This is a genomic window from Streptomyces sp. NPDC021356 (genome assembly GCF_040641015.1).
In the GTDB taxonomy this organism is placed as follows: domain Bacteria; phylum Actinomycetota; class Actinomycetes; order Streptomycetales; family Streptomycetaceae; genus Streptomyces.
This window is the reverse complement of record NZ_JBFACU010000002.1, coordinates 1-15232: the sequence shown is the minus strand read 5'-3', so window position 1 is coordinate 15232 and position 15232 is coordinate 1. Positions and strand designations below refer to the sequence as shown.

Genomic DNA, 15232 nt, shown 5'->3' with positions numbered 1-15232 from the left:
TCAGCGCTCCTCGTGGGCGTCCGCCGCCTCGACCTCTTCGCGGGTGACACCGAGCAGGTACAGGACCGTGTCGAGGAAGGGCACGTTCACCGCGGTGTGCGCGGCCTCGCGGACCACCGGCTTGGCGTTGAAGGCGACCCCGAGGCCCGCCGCGTTCAGCATGTCCAGGTCGTTCGCCCCGTCACCGATCGCCACGGTCTGCGCCAGTGGAACGCCCGCCTCGGCGGCGAACCTGCGCAGCAGCCGTGCCTTGCCGGCCCGGTCGACGATCTCGCCCGTGACCCGGCCCGTCAGCTTCCCGTCGACTATCTCCAGCGTGTTGGCCTGCGCGAAGTCCAGCCCGAGCCGATCCTTCAGGTCGTCCGTGACCTGGGTGAAACCACCCGAGACCACCCCGACCTGGTAACCGAGCCGCTTCAGCGTACGGATCAGGGTCCGCGCACCCGGCGTGAGCCGCACCTCGCTGCGCACCTTCTCCACCACCGAGGCGTCCAGCCCCGCCAGGAGCGCCACCCGGGCGTGCAGCGACTGCTCGAAGTCCAGTTCCCCGCGCATCGCGGCCGCCGTCACCTCGGCGACCTTGTCCTCGCAACCGGCGTGCGCGGCGAACAGCTCGATGACCTCGTCCTGGATGAGCGTCGAGTCCACGTCCATGACGACCAGACGCTGCGCCCGGCGGTGCAGGCCCGCCGCGACGACCGCGACGTCGACCCCCAGGGCCGCCGCCTCCGTCACCAGGGCGGTGCGCAGCGGTTCCGTCTCCACGCCGGACACGGCGAACTCCACGGCCGTGACCGGATACTTGGCCAGCCGGAAGATCCGGTCGATGTTCCCGCCGGCCTTGGTGATCCGCGCCGCGATCCGGGCGGTGGCCTCCGCGGTGAGGGGATGGCCGAGCACGGTGACCAGGGAGCGCCCGAGGCCGCGCGGCCGGTTGTCGCCGCGCCCGGAGATGATCTCCGCCTGCATCCTCATCGACTCGGCCCAGCTGTGCACGGTGGCCCGCAGGTCGCCCTCCAGACCGGGGGACGGCTGGGTGACGAGCGCGCACAGCACCATGCGGCCGCGGGTGACGACCTGCTCGATGTCGACCACGTCGACGGAGTAGGCCGCGAGGGTGTCGAAGAGGCCGGCCGTGATGCCCGGCCTGTCCTTCCCGAAGATCTTGACGAGAAGGGTGAGGTCATCGGAACTCTGCGAAGCGCTCATGGTGCCTCCACCGTATCCGGCACCCAGTGCCTCCTGCCCCTCAGGTCCGCCTGGCGGACGGGGAACACTGGGTGTCATTCAGGTGGCCACCGAGCACCGGGCCGGCCATCTGCGCCGGGTCCTTCCGGTCCGTCCGCCGGGCCCTTCCCATGGTCCGTCCGCCCGGCCCTTCCCGTGGTCCGCCCGCGGTCTGTCCACATGATCCGACCGCGGTGGCCAGCCCAGCGTCCCGCCGGGTCCGCCCACTGCCCGGCCGGGTCCGCCCACCGTCCGGCCCGGTCCGCCCCCGTCCAGCCGGGTCCGCCCACTGCCCGGCCGGGCCCACCCACCGTCCGGCCCGGTCCGCCCCCGTCCGACCGGCACACGCCCCCCTGGCGTGATGTCGACGGCGGCGCGCGCCTCGTGCGTGTCCTGGCCGACGGCGGAAACGCCGCGGGACGGAGCGACCGCGCCTCCGGCACCGGGTGCCGCCACCGTGGAGCCTCCCGCATGTCCTCCGTCCGTCCCCCGCCCGTCCCCCACCCGTCCTCCCCATGGCCTCCTCGGCCGGGATTGCCACTCTCCGGCCGCATTTGGAACGTGCGGGCGCCCTCTGCCGGGAGCACGCGTTACCTACTCATGACAAGGCCCGGCTTTCGGTCAGAGGGCGGAGCCTGGAATAGTTCCCCACGATGTTCGACATCCCTAGACTCCCCGCGCGACGGGGGCAATTCGGGGGACAACTCAGTGGGGCTTGGAGTGCCGGAACTCGTACTGGAAACCAATGGACGGACCTGGACGCTCGATCCGTCCCGGACCTACACCCTCGGCCGCGATCCGCAGGGTGACATCGCATTCGACGACGCCAGGGTCTCCTGGCGCCATGCCACGGTCAGCCACAACGGCAGCAGTTGGGTGATCGAGGACCACGGCAGCACCAACGGCACGTTCGTGCGGGGGCAGCGCTTCCAGCAGACGGAGATCGGCCCGGGCTCGGCCGTTCACCTCGGCAACGCCACCGACGGCCCGTGCCTGAACCTCTCGGCCGCCGCCGCGGCCGTCGCGACGCCGCAGGCCCAGCCGCAGCAGCAGCCCTACGCCGCACAGGGCGCGGGTGCCGGCGCGGGCTGGGGGCAGCCGCAGGCACCCCAGCCGCCGGCCGCGCAGCAGGACCCGCAGGCCGGCTGGCAGCAGCAGCCGCCGCAGGCGCAGCAGGCGCCCTCGATCCCGCAGCAGGGCCCCGGTGGTGGCGCGGGGGCGCCGCCGGTCCACGGCGACCGCAGCCCGACCACGTTCCACCAGTTCTCCCTGGGCCGTGTGATGCGCATCGGCCGCGCCCTCGAGAACGAACTGGTCGTCTCCGACCTCCAGGTCTCCCGCAACCACGCCGAGTTCCACGCCATGCCCGACGGGCGCATGGAGATCAGGGACCTGGGCTCGCACAACGGCACGTACGTCAACGGCCAGCCGATCCCCAAGGGCGGCTCGGCCACGCTCGGCCCCGCCGACATCGTGGGCGTCGGCCACTCGACGTTCCGGATCGTCGGCGACCGGCTGGAGGAGTTCGTCGACACCGGCGAGGTGTCCTTCTCCGCACGGCACCTGACCGTCACGGTCGACGGCGGCAAGCAGATCCTCAAGGACGTCTCGTTCGGCGTCCCGGAGAAGTCGCTGATCGCGGTCATCGGTCCGTCGGGCTCCGGCAAGTCCACCCTGCTCAAGGCGCTCACCGGTTACCGCCCGGCCGACCAGGGCGAGGTCCTCTACGACAACCGGAACCTGTACAAGCAGTTCGCCGAGCTGCGCCAGCGCATCGGTCTGGTCCCGCAGGACGACATCCTGCACAAGGAGCTGACCGTCAAGAAGGCCCTGAAGTACGCGGCCAAGCTGCGCTTCCCCTCCGACACCACGGGCGCCGAGCGCGACGCCCGCATCGACGAGGTGCTGCGCGAGCTGAAGCTCGACATCCACAAGGATAAGAAGGTCACCTCGCTCTCCGGCGGCCAGCGCAAGCGCGTGTCGGTCGCCCTGGAGCTGCTCACCAAGCCGTCACTGATCTTCCTGGACGAGCCGACCTCCGGCCTCGACCCGGGCATGGACCGCGACGTGATGCAGCTGCTGCGCGGTCTGGCCGACGACGGTAGGACCGTCCTCGTGGTGACCCACTCGGTGGCCGAGCTGGCGATCTGCGACAAGCTGCTGGTGATGGCGCCGGGCGGCTCGGTCGCCTACTTCGGGCCGCCCGAGGAGGCGCTGAACTTCTTCGGCTACGACAGCTGGGCCGACGTCTTCTCCGCCTTCGAGAGCTACCGCGACTACGACTGGGCGGGCCGCTGGAAGGGCTCGCAGCACTACCAGATGTACGCCGCGGACATCGACGCGGTCGCCCCGCAGTCGGTGACCATGCCCCCGCCGCAGGCCATCAAGCCGCCCAAGCCGCAGGGCTGGGGTTCGCAGCTGCTGACCCTGGTGCGGCGGTACGTGTCGGTCATCGCCTCCGACAAGGGGTTCCTCGCGCTGACGGTGATCCTCCCGGCGGTGCTCGGCGCGGTCAGCCTGCTGATCGACCACGAGAAGGGCCTGCTGGTCAACCCGGTCAACTCCAGGACGCACCTGCCCACCCCGAACGGCACGGCGACCACCGTCCTGCTGATCCTGGCGGTCGGCGCGTGCTTCGCGGGCGCCGCGAACTCCGTCCGCGAGCTGATCAAGGAACGGGTGATCTACGAGCGGGAGCGCGCCACCGGCCTGTCCCGGTCGGCGTACCTGATGTCCAAGGTCGTCGTGCTCGGTGTGATCACGGTGCTGCAGGGCCTGATGGTCGGCCTGATCGGCTTCTCCAGCCGCGACATCCCCGGCGAGGGCCTGATCCTCGGCAACGCCACACTGTTCGAGCTGTGCCTGCCGATCATGGCGCTGGGCTTCACCTCGATGATGTTCGGCCTGGTGATCTCCTCGCTGGTGAAGACCGCCGAGAAGACCATGCCGCTGCTGGTGATGTTCGCGATCATCCAGGTCGTGTTCACCGGCTGCCTGTTCAAGCTGCACGGCACGCTCGGCGTCAACGAGCTGTCGTACCTGATGCCGTCGCGCTGGGCGGTGGCGGGCGCCGGCACCACGCTGGACCTGAACAAGATCTCCCCGAACATCGACGACCCGACCAGCACCGACCCGCTGTGGGACCACACGGCCTCGGCCTGGAGCCTCGACATGGCCGCGCTGATCGCCCTCGGTGTCGTCTGTGGCTTCCTGGTGGCGCGCTTCCTGCGCCGCCACGAGCCCGAGGTCATGCGCAAGTGACGCGCACCGCGCCGCACGGGCGGTGAGACACGGACCGCGCGCGGTACGACGAAGGGCGGCACCCACACCGGGTGCCGCCCTTCCGCGTCGTGCCGTCAGAGGTCCGCGCCGACCCCGCAGGGTCAGTACGCGCTGTTGACGTTGTCGATCGAGCCGTACCGGTGCGCCGCGTAGTTGGCGGCGGCGGTGATGTTGGCGACCGGGTCGTAGATGTTCCTGGACGTGCCGGAGACGTGGTACGCGGTGAAGGTCGGCTGGATGACCTGCAGCAGGCCCTTGGAGGGGATGCCGTTGCGGGCGTTGACGTCCCAGCCGTTCATGGCCATCGGGTTGCCCGAGGACTCCCGCATGATGTTGCGGTGCAGGCCGCTGTAGGACCCGGGGATGTTGTGCTGCCTCATGATGGACAGCGACTGCCGGATCCAGCCGTCGAGGTTGTTGCCGTAGCTGGTGGAGGCGGCGACCGTCTGCATCTGCGGGCGGGCGGCGGACCGGGAGGCGGCCTTCTCGGCCTGGTGGGCGGCTTCGGCCTTGTGCTTGGCGGCGGCGGCCTCGGCCTTGTGCTTCGTGGCGGCCTGCTGCTTGGCCTCGATGGCCTGGATCTTGACGCTCTGGCCGGCGAGCTGGTCGGTGACGTCGGCCTTGACGTCCTTGACCGACTGCGAGCCGACCTTCACCGGGGCCGCGACGGTGTCGGCGGACGTGGTGGTGTGAGCGCCGCCGGGGACGGCGGTGAAGGCGAGGGCGGCGGCACCGAGGGTGGCGGCACCGGCGACGGCGACCTTGTGGGTGCGGGTCAGGGAACGACTATGGCGGAGCAGACGGAAGTTTGCGGGCATGGCGAAATGGACCTCTTCGAGTAGCGCGGAGGTCGCTCTCCGGACTGCGGGAGGGGGTCCTTCCCACACGAACGCCACGAGCGGAAACCCACGGCGCTGAGCGACGAGAGCAATTCTTAGCGGTCGCAAAATCCGAGGGCAAAGGTGTGACGTACGAAGCCGGGTAGTGGATCAGGAACCGACAAAACGGGACAGACAGGGATGTCTGTCCCGTTCACCAGGGGAGCGTCCTCTCCTATGCCCCTTCGTACGTGACCTGCGCCCTATGTGCGTCCTCACATCGACGGAGGCCCTTCCTCACTGTTCGTTGCCGTCGCAACGCATTGTGTGAGTGTCCTCCTCCGGAAGGACGAGATGCACGTCGCCGAACTCGTGCCAGAGGCAGTGCCCGCGCACCGCCTCCTGATAACCGCGGGCGATCGCCGCCCGCCCGGCGGCCGCTTCGAGCATCCCGCCTGTCCTGGGGCTCCAGGACCCGGACCCGGGACGGGAGCCGGAGAGGACGCGACGCAGCGCGGAGCCACCGCGCCGCCGCCCTCCCTTCCCGCTTCCCGGTCGGGCCCGTCGCCGGACCTAGGACCGGCGACCCAGGAAGGGCCTCCACAGGTCCGATCCCGCTGTCACACCCCGCCGGTACCGTGAGGACATGAGTCAAGGCCCCCGGTCCGGCCTCGCCGCGGTGAGTTCCGCGCTGCTGGCCATGAGCAGGCACCTGGAGGTGCGCGACGTCCTCAAGACGATCGTCGCCTCCGCCCGTGAGCTGCTCGACGCGCAGTACGCGGCGCTCGGCGTCCCCGACGACCACGGCGGCTTCGCACAGTTCGTGGTCGACGGCGTCAGCGACGAGCAGTGGCGCGCCATCGGCCCGCTCCCGCGCCAGCACGGCATCCTCGCTGCGATGCTGCACGAGGCGCGGGCCGAGCGCCTGGCCGACGTGCGCAAGGACCCGCGCTTCGAGGGCTGGCCGGCCGCCCACCCCGAGATGTCCGACTTCCTGGGGCTGCCCGTCCGTGACGGCGACGAGGTCATCGGGGCCCTCTTCCTGGCCAACAAGCGCTGCCCCAAACCGGAGGGCAGCTGCGGCTTCACCGAGGAGGACGAGGAACTGCTCGCCATCCTCGCCCAGCACGCCGCCATCGCCCTCACCAACGCCCGCCTCTACGAGCGCAGCCGCGAACTGACCATCGCCGAGGAACGCTCCCGCCTCGCCCACGAACTGCACGACGCGGTCAGCCAGAAGCTGTTCTCCCTGCGCCTGACCGCCCAGGCCGCCGCCGCGCTCGTCGACCGCGACCCCGTCCGCGCCAAGGGAGAGCTGCACCAGGTGGCCGTACTCGCCGCCGAGGCCGCCGACGAACTGCGCGCCGCCGTGGTGGAGCTGCGCCCGGCGGCCCTCGACGAGGACGGACTGGTCGCCACCCTGCGCACCCAGGTCCAGGTCCTGGACCGCGCCCACAGCGCGCGCGTCACCTTCGCCGCCCGAGGTTTCCGCGCGCTGCCGGCCGCCCAGGAGGAGGCACTGCTGCGCGTCGCCCAGGAGGCGCTGCACAACGCGCTGCGGCACTCCGGCGCCGAACATGTCGACGTCACCCTCGACCGCCGCGGCGGTGGCGCCGTCCTGCGCGTCACCGACGACGGCACCGGCTTCGACCCGCGCACGGTGCGCCGCGCCGGCCGCCATCTCGGGCTGGTCTCCATGCGGGACCGGGCGAGCGGCGCCGGCGGCGTGCTGACCGTGGAATCGGCGCCCGGCAAGGGCACCACGATCGAGATGGAGGCCCCGGGTGGCTGACGCAATCAAGGTGCTGGTCGTCGACGACCACCAGGTGGTCCGCCGGGGCCTGCGCACCTTCCTGGAGGTGCAGGACGACATAGAGGTCGTCGGCGAGGCGGCGGACGGCGCGGAGGGCGTCGACCGGGCCGAGGAGCTGAGACCCGACGTGGTCCTCATGGACGTCAAGATGCCCGTCATGGACGGCGTCGAGGCACTGCGCCGGCTCCGCGCGCTCGACAACCCCGCGCGCGTGCTCATCGTCACCAGCTTCACCGAGCAGCGCACGGTGGTCCCGGCCCTGCGCGCGGGCGCCGCCGGATACGTCTACAAGGACGTCGACCCCGATGCGCTGGCCGGCGCCATCCGCTCCGTGCACGCGGGCCACATCCTGCTCCAGCCCGAGGTCGCCGGGGCCCTGCTGTCCCAGGAGGAGGCCCACACGGGTCAGGGTCGCGGCACGTCCCTCACGGACCGGGAGCGGGAGGTGCTGGGCCTGATAGCGGACGGCCGTTCCAACCGCGAGATCGCCCGTGCCCTGGTGCTCTCCGAGAAGACCGTCAAGACGCACGTGTCGAACATCCTGATGAAGCTCGACCTGGCGGACCGCACCCAGGCCGCGCTGTGGGCCGTACGCCATGGCGTGACCGGGTGACGAGCCCCGCGCCCGGCAATACGGAGCGTCCCCTTCCGGACTGAGATTCATACCGTCGTGGGAATGTCCCCCGGATGGCGCAACCTCCGCGCGCCCCGGCCGTTCTCCAGTGCGTGCTGCGGCGACTGCCGTGGCGATCACCAGGAGGACTCAAGCGTGAAGAACCTGAAGAAGGCAGCGGCTGTGACGATGGTGGCCGGCGGGCTCGTGGCCGCCGGCGCCGGAATGGCCTCCGCCCATGACGGCGCCGCGGCCGCCGGTGCGGCCAAGGCCTCCCCGGGCGTCGTCTCGGGCAACGTCATCCAGGCCCCGATCCACATCCCGGTCAACGCCGTCGGCAACAGCGTCAACGTCATCGGTGTCCTGAACCCGGCCTTCGGCAACCTCGGCCTCAACCACTGAGACCGGCGCCACCCCGATGCCCACGGCCTCCCGGGCCCACCCCGGGAGGCCGTTCGGCTTTCCGGCCCCTTCAGCGGCGGCGGCCCGCAGATCCAGCGAGGTCGGCAGAAGCAGTCCGTCCGGGGGCACCCCCTGCTCGAAGAGCTCGGGGGAGCTTGAGGACGAGGCCGTTCAGGTCGAAGGGGAGGCCTGGGAGCACAGCCCCCCGCCGCTCACACCGACGCGGGCCACAGAACAGCCCCCCTCACCGCACCCCCTTCTCCCGCTCCTCCACAACGGAGTTGTACGCCGCGACCTGCGCCCGCCGGGCCGTCCGCTCCACCGGCCGCAGCGCCGCCCCCCGCGCGGCCATCTCGGACGCGCTCACCGCGCCCCCGTGCCCGTTGCCGTACGCCAGCGACACCAGCAGTCCGACCCGCTGCGCCAGCTCCAGCACCCGCACCGCCCGCGGCGGATACCCGGGCGCCAGCACCTCCCTCCCGCGCTCGGCCCGAGCCCGGTACGCATCGACCGCGGCTTCCGCCACGGGCCCCGACCCCGCCACGTCGAGGCGCGACAGCACCTCGGTCGCCTCCCGCAGCGCCTCCGCCAGCTCCCGCTCGGCCTCACCCAGCGACGGCACGTCGGCGGGCGGCGCCTCCCGCACCGGGAGCACGTGCCACACCACCTCGGCGTGCACATCACCCGCGGGACCCGCCTCGTGCACCTCGGGCACAAGGCCGATCGCGGCGCCGTGACAGATCACCGCCTCCCCGGCTTCCAGCGCCCGCGCGTTGAACTCCGGCGGACCGCTCAGCCCCAGCGGATGCCCCGGCGCCGGAAGTGCCACCCGCAGGGCACCCACCCCCAGGGCGCGCAGCCGCCCCAGCGCGAGCGTGAGCCCGACGGCCCCCGCCTCGCCGGGCAGCCCCGCCACTCGGTGGACGGCATCCTCGCCCACCACGGCGAGCACGGCGTCATCCGGAGAGACAAGTCCGGCAAGAAGTGCGTTTCCCCAAGCTGTGAGGCGTCCAGAACGCGGTTCCGAGAGCATGTGTCCACCCTAAGGACCGGACCGATGGAACAGCCCGCCCGGCCGGTGGCGTAGATTCGGTGGGGGCTGCGCCCACCGGCGCGGCGGACCGAGCCACAGGCGTACGCGACAGCCGAGACCGGCGGCACACTGCAAGGGGAGACAACGCGCTCATGAGCGATGTTCTGGAGCTTCAGGACGTATCCGTGGTCCGCGAGGGCCGGGCTCTGGTGGACCAGGTCTCCTGGTCGGTCAAGGAGGGCGAGCGCTGGGTCATCCTCGGCCCCAACGGCGCCGGCAAGACCACCCTCCTGAACGTCGCCTCCAGCTACCTCTACCCCAGCAAGGGCACCGCCACCATCCTCGGCGAGACCCTCGGCAAGCCCGGCACCGACGTCTTCGAACTGCGCCCCCGCATCGGCATGGCCGGCATCGCCATGGCCGAGAAGCTCCCCAAGCGCCAGACCGTCCTGCAGACCGTGCTGACCGCCGCGTACGGCATGACCGCCGGCTGGCAGGAGGAGTACGAGGACGTCGACGAGCAGCGCGCCCGCGCCTTCCTCGACCGCCTCGGCATGACCGAGTACCTCGACCGCCGCTTCGGCACCCTCTCCGAGGGCGAGCGCAAGCGCACCCTGATCGCCCGCGCCCTCATGACCGACCCCGAACTGCTGCTCCTGGACGAGCCCGCCGCAGGCCTCGACCTCGGCGGCCGGGAGGACCTCGTCCGCCGTCTCGGCCGGCTCGCCCGCGACCCGATCGCCCCCTCGATGATCATGGTCACCCATCACGTCGAGGAGATCGCCCCCGGCTTCTCCCACGTCCTGATGATCAATCAGGGCAGGGTCCTCGCCGCGGGCCCCCTGGAGCTGGAACTGACCTCCCGCAACCTCTCCCGCTGCTTCGGACTCCCGCTCGTCGTCGAGCAGGTCGGCGACCGCTGGACCGCCCAGGGCCTCCCGCTTTCCTGACCGCCCGCCCGCCCCGAATCCCGCGCTCCGGCCCCGGGTTGCCCGTACGCAGCCGTCAACGGCCCCCGCCCCGGCCGCGGTTGCCGCACACCTTCCGAACCCCCGCTTCCGAACCCCCGCCCTGAGCCGCCCCCCGTGCGCCCTGTCCGCCGCGCGACCCGCGGTCCTACCATGACCATGTGAACGACATCGACGCATGGGTGTGGTGGCTCGTCGGCGCGGCTGCGCTCGGAATCCCGCTCGTGGTGACCGCGATGCCGGAGTTCGGCATGCTCGCGGTCGGCGCCGTCGCCGGCGCGATCGTCGCCGGCCTCGGCTTCGGAACCGTCGTCCAGGTCGTCGTCTTCCTCGCCGTCTCCGTCGCCCTCATCGCCGTCGTACGCCCCATCGCGGCCCGGCACTCCCGGCAGAGCCCGCGCCTGGCCACCGGCATCGACGCCCTGAAGGGCAGGCAGGCCGTCGTCCTCGAACGCGTCGACGGCTCCGGCGGCCGGATCAAGCTCGCCGGGGAGATCTGGTCCGCGCGGGCACTGGACACCGACCGTGTCTACGAGCCGGGCGCCGAAGTCGACGTGGTCGACATCGAAGGAGCGACCGCTGTCGTCATGTGACCTGCACCGAACACCCCACGAGGCGGACGACGGTCTGTCAGACTCGACCAGCAAGATCTTCAACAGCCGCAAGAGCCCAATAAGATCTTCCCGAAGCGCCGAGGCGGAGAAGGGGACAGGGAGCCGTCGATGGAACCGGTCATCATCGTCCTGATCATTCTGGTGGTGTTGGTCTTCATCGCCCTGATCAAGACCATCCAGGTCATCCCACAGGCCAGCGCGGCCATCGTGGAGCGCTTCGGCCGCTACACGCGCACGCTCAACGCGGGGCTCAACATCGTCGTCCCCTTCATCGACACCATCCGCAACCGCATCGACCTGCGCGAACAGGTCGTGCCCTTCCCCCCGCAGCCGGTGATCACCCAGGACAACCTGGTCGTCAACATCGACACCGTCATCTACTACCAGGTGACCGACGCGCGCGCCGCCACCTACGAGGTCGCCAGCTACATCCAGGCCATCGAGCAGCTCACCGTCACCACCCTGCGCAACATCATCGGCGGCATGGACCTGGAGCGCACCCTCACCTCGCGCGAGGAGATCAACGCGGCCCTGCGCGGCGTCCTCGACGAGGCCACCGGCAAGTGGGGCATCCGCGTCAACCGCGTCGAACTGAAGGCCATCGAACCCCCCACCTCCATCCAGGACTCGATGGAGAAGCAGATGCGCGCCGACCGTGACAAGCGCGCCGCCATCCTCCAGGCCGAAGGTGTCCGGCAGTCCGAGATCCTGCGCGCCGAGGGCGAGAAGCAGTCCCAGATCCTGCGCGCCGAAGGCGAGGCCAAGGCCGCCGCACTGCGCGCCGAAGGCGAGGCCCAGGCCGTCCGTACGGTCTTCGAGGCCATCCACGCCGGCGACCCGGACCAGAAGCTCCTCTCCTACCAGTACCTCCAGATGCTCCCGAAGATCGCCGAGGGCGACGCCAACAAGCTCTGGATCGTCCCCAGCGAGATCGGCGACGCCCTCAAGGGCCTCTCCGGCGCCATGGGCAACTTCGGCCCGCTGGGCGGCAATTCGGGCGGCGGCAACGGCGGCGGCACCACCGTCCCGGCCCAGAACGACGGCCGGAACAGCCCCTCCGAACGCCGCGAGAAGCCCTTCATCGACTGACCGAGGGCACCCGGGAGAGCGCGACGTCCCCGCACCCACCCAGGGCGCGGGGACGTCTCGGCACGCACGCGGCCTCCCCGTGTGGGCGCGACCAGCCGCGTACCACGCGCGGCCGGCGAACCGCGAACACCCCCGCGGCGAGGCGTCAGGCGGCCTCCCGGCCCAACCACTCCGGCAGCCCGGCGAGTTCGTCCGCGCCCAGCGCGAACAACATCGCATCGGCGGGCGTCGGCTCGAACGGCGTCCGCAGCAACGGCATCCCCGCCTCCTCCGGAGTCCGGTCGGCCTTGCGGTGGTTGTCCTCCGCGCATGAGGCCACCGTGTTCAGCCACGTGTCCTGCCCGCCGTGCGAGCGCGGCACCACGTGGTCCACGGTCGTCGCCCGCCGTCCGCAGTACGCGCACCGGTGCCGGTCCCGCACCAGCACCCCCCGCCTCGACCACGGCGCTTGTCTTCGGAAGGGCACCCGCACGTACCGGCACAGCCGGATCACCCGGGGCGCCGGTATGTCCACCTCGGCTCCCCGCATGCGCAGTTCGGGGTGGGCCTGCTCGACGACGGCCTTGTCCTGCAGCACCAGCACGACGGCTCGGTTCAGCGTCACCGTCGACAGCGGCTCGAAGCTCGCGTTCAGCACCAGCGTGTCCCGCATCCGGCCCACCTCCCGTGTGCACCTGCCCACCCCCCGGCGGGCCCGGACCAACTCTGGACGGGCGCGCCGGGATGGACAACGCAATAAAAATGCCCGCCTCCGATCACTTCCAAGACCAGAGGCGGGCAAACGTTCGGTGAACGCGAAAACGCGCGGCGGGTGTCTCAGCCTCGGGCGGGCGCCTCGTACTCACCGATCAGCTGGGCCCGGCCCAGCGTGTGGAACCGCAGGTTGAAGCCCACCACGGCCGGCGAGGCGTCCGCGTCCGGACCGAGCTTCTCCTGATCGACGGCGTACACCGTGAAGACGTACCGGTGCGGGCCGTCCCCCGGCGGCGGCGCGGCGCCCCCGAAGTCCTTCGACCCGTAGTCGTTGCGCGCGTGCACGGCGCCCTCGGGCAGGCCCTCGAACTTCCCGCCGCCCGCACCCGCCGGCAGCTCCGTGACCGAGGCCGGGATGTCGAACAGCACCCAGTGCCAGAACCCGCTGCCCGTCGGGGCGTCCGGGTCGTAGCAGGTCACGGCGAAGCTCTTGGTCCCGGGCGGGAAACCCTCCCAGCGCAGCTGCGGCGAGGTGTTCCCCGCCGCCTGGACCTGCGCGTCCTTGAGCGTCCCGCCCTCCCGGACGTCGTCGCTCGTGACCGTGAACGACGGCACGGGCGGGTGGAAGTCGTGGGGGAGCGGCCGCCGCTTGAGCTCGGTCACCTCGGTACCTCCTGATCGTTCCTGTTGTCGGTACCGAGCCTAGGGCCCTCGTCCGGACCCTAGAACCAACTGCGCCTGCTGCCGACCTCGGCGATCCACTGGTGGAGGTACGCCGCCCAGTCGGTCTGCTGGTAGTCGTGCAGACCCACCTGGAAGGAGCGGTAGGTGTCGCTGCCCTCGCTGAACAGGCCGGGCTTCTTGTCCATCTCCAGGACCACGTCCATCGCCTGCTCGTCGGCGACGAAGCTCAGCTCGACCTCGTTCAGACCCCGGTACTCCGACGGCGGGTAAAACTCGATCTCCTGGTAGAACGGCAGCCGCTGCCGCGTCCCGCGGATGTGGCCGCGCTCCATGTCCGCGTGCTTGAAGCGGAAGCCCAACTGGATGAACGCGTCCAGGATCGCTTTCTGCGCCGGCATCGGGTGCACGTTGATCGGGTCCAGATCACCGGAGTCCACCGCCCGGGCGATCGCCAGCTCCGTCGTCACCCCGATGTGCATGCCCCGCAGCGACTGCCCGTCGATCATCGTGACCGGCGTCTCCCAAGGGATCTCCAGACCGAAGGGCACCGCGTGCACGGCTCCGGCCTGCAGCTCGAAGGCACCGCCGAGCCGCACCTTGGTGAACTCGATGTTCTGCTTGTACTCCTCGTCGCCGCTCTCGACCTCGACCCTGGCCTGGAGCCCGACCGACAGACCCTCGATCTGCTGGTTCACGGACCCGCCCTGGATCCGCACCTCACCCTGCACGACCCCGCCCGGCACGACGTTGACCTCGTGCAGCTCGGTCTCGACGGACGCCCCGCCCGCTCCGAGGCTCGCGAGCAGCTTCTTGAACGCCATGTCTCTCCCTCTACGGTGTTGAACCCTGATCCCTACATACGCGACGCGGCCCCGGCCGGTTCCGCATCCACACCCTGGCAAGGGGAGGGATCCTTGACCAGTCCTTGACAGCCACCCGTCTGGACTACGCTCGGAAGCCATGATCGCGCCCCCGGACCGTACGCCACTGCCCCGAGACTTCTTCGACCGTCCCGTCCTCGACGTCGCGCCCGACCTCCTGGGCCGCCTCCTCGTCCGGACGACCCCCGACGGCCCGATCGCGCTGCGCCTGACCGAGGTCGAGGCCTACGACGGCCCGAACGACCCGGGATCCCACGCCTACCGGGGCCGCACGGCCCGCAACGCGGTGATGTTCGGTCCTCCCGGCCACGTGTACGTCTACTTCACCTACGGCATGTGGCACTGCATGAACCTGGTGTGCGGACCGGAGGGACAGGCGAGCGGGGTCCTGCTCCGGGCCGGCGAGGTCGTCGAAGGCGCCGAGCTGGCGCGCACCCGCAGGCCCTCCGCCCGCAACGACAAGGAACTCGCCAAGGGCCCAGCCCGGCTGGCCACCGCCCTGGGCGTCGACCGCGCCCTGGACGGGACCGACGCCTGCGCCGCGGGCGACACCCCGATCCGCATCCTGACCGGCACGCCGGCTCCGGACGGTCAGGTGCGCAACGGTCCGCGCACCGGCGTCGCCGGCGAGGGCGGGAACGGGGATGCCCACCCCTGGCGCTACTGGGTCGCCGACGACCCGACGGTGAGCCCCTACCGTCCCCACGTGCCCAAGCGGCGCCGAAGTTGACTCGTCTCGGGAAGGTGCGTAGTGTATCCCGAGCCGCTGAACCGGGTACGGCGTTCGCCTGCAGCCGGAGCGGCCACCCACTATCTAGCTACAGCCCCTTCGCCGGGGTCGATTGTGGCGTGCTCGCACGCCCGAATTCGAACCCGCGAAGCCCGATTATGAATCGGGACGGGAATCGGCTAACGTAGTGAATGTCGAAAGGCCGACGGGCGAAAGCCCGAAAGCCCGAGGCAAACCCCCCCGACTGGGAATCGGATCGGAAAACGGTCTGATAGAGTCGGAAATGCAAGACCGAAGGGAAGCGCCCGGAGGAAAGCCCGAGAGGGTGAGTACGAAGGAAGCGTCCGTTCCTTGAGAACTCAACAGCGTGCCAAAAGTCAACGCC

At 70.9% G+C, this 15232-nt stretch carries 14 protein-coding genes and 1 pseudogene; 8 read left to right on the top strand and 7 right to left on the bottom strand.

Features of this window, described 5'->3' with window-relative positions; all coding sequences use genetic code 11:
- On the bottom strand, positions 1–1209 hold the full coding sequence (gene serB / locus AB0G56_RS02260; RefSeq protein ID WP_360962298.1) for a phosphoserine phosphatase SerB: 1209 nt from the start codon (positions 1207–1209) through the stop codon (positions 1–3).
- A 738-nt stretch (positions 1210–1947) separates the two neighbouring features.
- Here serB and AB0G56_RS02255 point away from each other — a divergent pair.
- Positions 1948–4488 carry an FHA domain-containing protein gene (locus AB0G56_RS02255; RefSeq protein ID WP_360962295.1) on the top strand — a complete coding sequence of 847 codons (2541 nt, stop codon included), beginning with the start codon at positions 1948–1950 and terminating at the stop codon, positions 4486–4488.
- Positions 4489–4610: 122 nt separating this feature from the next.
- Here AB0G56_RS02255 and AB0G56_RS02250 read toward each other — a convergent pair whose 3' ends face one another.
- Positions 4611–5327, bottom strand: a complete 717-nt coding sequence (locus tag AB0G56_RS02250) for a transglycosylase SLT domain-containing protein (protein WP_360962292.1) — start codon at positions 5325–5327, stop codon at positions 4611–4613.
- A gap of 297 nt (positions 5328–5624) precedes the next feature.
- Positions 5625–5777 (bottom strand): annotated as a pseudogene (locus AB0G56_RS02245) (S-adenosylmethionine:tRNA ribosyltransferase-isomerase); the annotation flags it as partial.
- 196 nt (positions 5778–5973) lie between these two features.
- Between AB0G56_RS02245 and AB0G56_RS02240 the strand changes: the two are divergent.
- The 3 genes from AB0G56_RS02240 to chpE all read left to right on the top strand — a co-directional run bounded on the left by AB0G56_RS02240 (position 5974) and on the right by chpE (position 8155).
- Positions 5974–7119 (top strand): GAF domain-containing sensor histidine kinase, encoded by a 1146-nt coding sequence (locus AB0G56_RS02240; RefSeq protein ID WP_360962289.1) that lies wholly within the window; start codon positions 5974–5976, stop codon positions 7117–7119.
- Positions 7112–7753 carry a response regulator transcription factor gene (locus AB0G56_RS02235; protein ID WP_360962286.1) on the top strand — a complete coding sequence of 214 codons (642 nt, stop codon included), beginning with the start codon at positions 7112–7114 and terminating at the stop codon, positions 7751–7753. The genes AB0G56_RS02240 and AB0G56_RS02235 overlap by 8 nt, the downstream gene beginning before the upstream one ends.
- Before the next feature lie 156 nt (positions 7754–7909).
- Positions 7910–8155, top strand: coding sequence for a chaplin ChpE (gene chpE, locus AB0G56_RS02230; protein ID WP_037862057.1), 246 nt, complete (start codon positions 7910–7912; stop codon positions 8153–8155).
- 244 nt (positions 8156–8399) lie between these two features.
- Here chpE and AB0G56_RS02225 read toward each other — a convergent pair whose 3' ends face one another.
- Positions 8400–9188, bottom strand: a complete 789-nt coding sequence (locus AB0G56_RS02225) for a hypothetical protein (protein ID WP_360962283.1) — start codon at positions 9186–9188, stop codon at positions 8400–8402.
- A 152-nt stretch (positions 9189–9340) separates the two neighbouring features.
- Between AB0G56_RS02225 and AB0G56_RS02220 the strand changes: the two genes are divergently transcribed.
- From AB0G56_RS02220 to AB0G56_RS02210, 3 genes are all read left to right on the top strand, one after another.
- Positions 9341–10138 carry an ABC transporter ATP-binding protein gene (locus AB0G56_RS02220; RefSeq protein WP_360962280.1) on the top strand — a complete coding sequence of 266 codons (798 nt, stop codon included), beginning with the start codon at positions 9341–9343 and terminating at the stop codon, positions 10136–10138.
- Positions 10139–10317: 179 nt separating this feature from the next.
- Positions 10318–10749 (top strand): NfeD family protein, encoded by a 432-nt coding sequence (locus tag AB0G56_RS02215; RefSeq protein WP_360962277.1) that lies wholly within the window; start codon positions 10318–10320, stop codon positions 10747–10749.
- A 129-nt stretch (positions 10750–10878) separates the two neighbouring features.
- On the top strand, positions 10879–11859 hold the full coding sequence (locus AB0G56_RS02210; protein ID WP_360962274.1) for an SPFH domain-containing protein: 981 nt from the start codon (positions 10879–10881) through the stop codon (positions 11857–11859).
- 145 nt (positions 11860–12004) lie between these two features.
- Here AB0G56_RS02210 and AB0G56_RS02205 read toward each other — a convergent pair whose 3' ends face one another.
- The 3 genes from AB0G56_RS02205 to AB0G56_RS02195 all read right to left on the bottom strand — a co-directional run bounded on the left by AB0G56_RS02205 (position 12005) and on the right by AB0G56_RS02195 (position 14057).
- The gene (locus AB0G56_RS02205; RefSeq protein WP_360962271.1) at positions 12005–12511 is read right to left on the bottom strand and encodes an HNH endonuclease; all 507 of its coding nucleotides are present in this window, start codon (positions 12509–12511) and stop codon (positions 12005–12007) included.
- A gap of 164 nt (positions 12512–12675) precedes the next feature.
- Positions 12676–13215 (bottom strand): YbhB/YbcL family Raf kinase inhibitor-like protein, encoded by a 540-nt coding sequence (locus AB0G56_RS02200; protein WP_360962268.1) that lies wholly within the window; start codon positions 13213–13215, stop codon positions 12676–12678.
- A gap of 59 nt (positions 13216–13274) precedes the next feature.
- Positions 13275–14057, bottom strand: a complete 783-nt coding sequence (locus tag AB0G56_RS02195) for a sporulation protein (RefSeq protein WP_360962266.1) — start codon at positions 14055–14057, stop codon at positions 13275–13277.
- Positions 14058–14196: 139 nt separating this feature from the next.
- On the opposite strand from AB0G56_RS02195, the gene AB0G56_RS02190 reads away from it, so the two are divergent.
- Positions 14197–14847, top strand: coding sequence for a DNA-3-methyladenine glycosylase (locus tag AB0G56_RS02190; RefSeq protein WP_360962264.1), 651 nt, complete (start codon positions 14197–14199; stop codon positions 14845–14847).
- Positions 14848–15232: the final 385 nt, after the last annotated feature.

What these genes read in the sequence shown, in the direction of transcription:
- serB (WP_360962298.1), bottom strand. Translation starts at nt 1,209, where the DNA reads ATGAGCGCTTCGCAGAGTTCCGATGACCTCACCCTTCTCGTCAAGATC.
- AB0G56_RS02250 (WP_360962292.1), bottom strand. Translation starts at nt 5,327, where the DNA reads ATGCCCGCAAACTTCCGTCTGCTCCGCCATAGTCGTTCCCTGACCCGC.
- AB0G56_RS02240 (WP_360962289.1), top strand. Translation starts at nt 5,974, where the DNA reads ATGAGTCAAGGCCCCCGGTCCGGCCTCGCCGCGGTGAGTTCCGCGCTG.
- AB0G56_RS02225 (WP_360962283.1), bottom strand. Translation starts at nt 9,188, where the DNA reads ATGCTCTCGGAACCGCGTTCTGGACGCCTCACAGCTTGGGGAAACGCA.
- AB0G56_RS02220 (WP_360962280.1), top strand. Translation starts at nt 9,341, where the DNA reads ATGAGCGATGTTCTGGAGCTTCAGGACGTATCCGTGGTCCGCGAGGGC.
- AB0G56_RS02210 (WP_360962274.1), top strand. Translation starts at nt 10,879, where the DNA reads ATGGAACCGGTCATCATCGTCCTGATCATTCTGGTGGTGTTGGTCTTC.
- AB0G56_RS02205 (WP_360962271.1), bottom strand. Translation starts at nt 12,511, where the DNA reads ATGCGGGACACGCTGGTGCTGAACGCGAGCTTCGAGCCGCTGTCGACG.
- AB0G56_RS02195 (WP_360962266.1), bottom strand. Translation starts at nt 14,057, where the DNA reads ATGGCGTTCAAGAAGCTGCTCGCGAGCCTCGGAGCGGGCGGGGCGTCC.
- AB0G56_RS02190 (WP_360962264.1), top strand. Translation starts at nt 14,197, where the DNA reads ATGATCGCGCCCCCGGACCGTACGCCACTGCCCCGAGACTTCTTCGAC.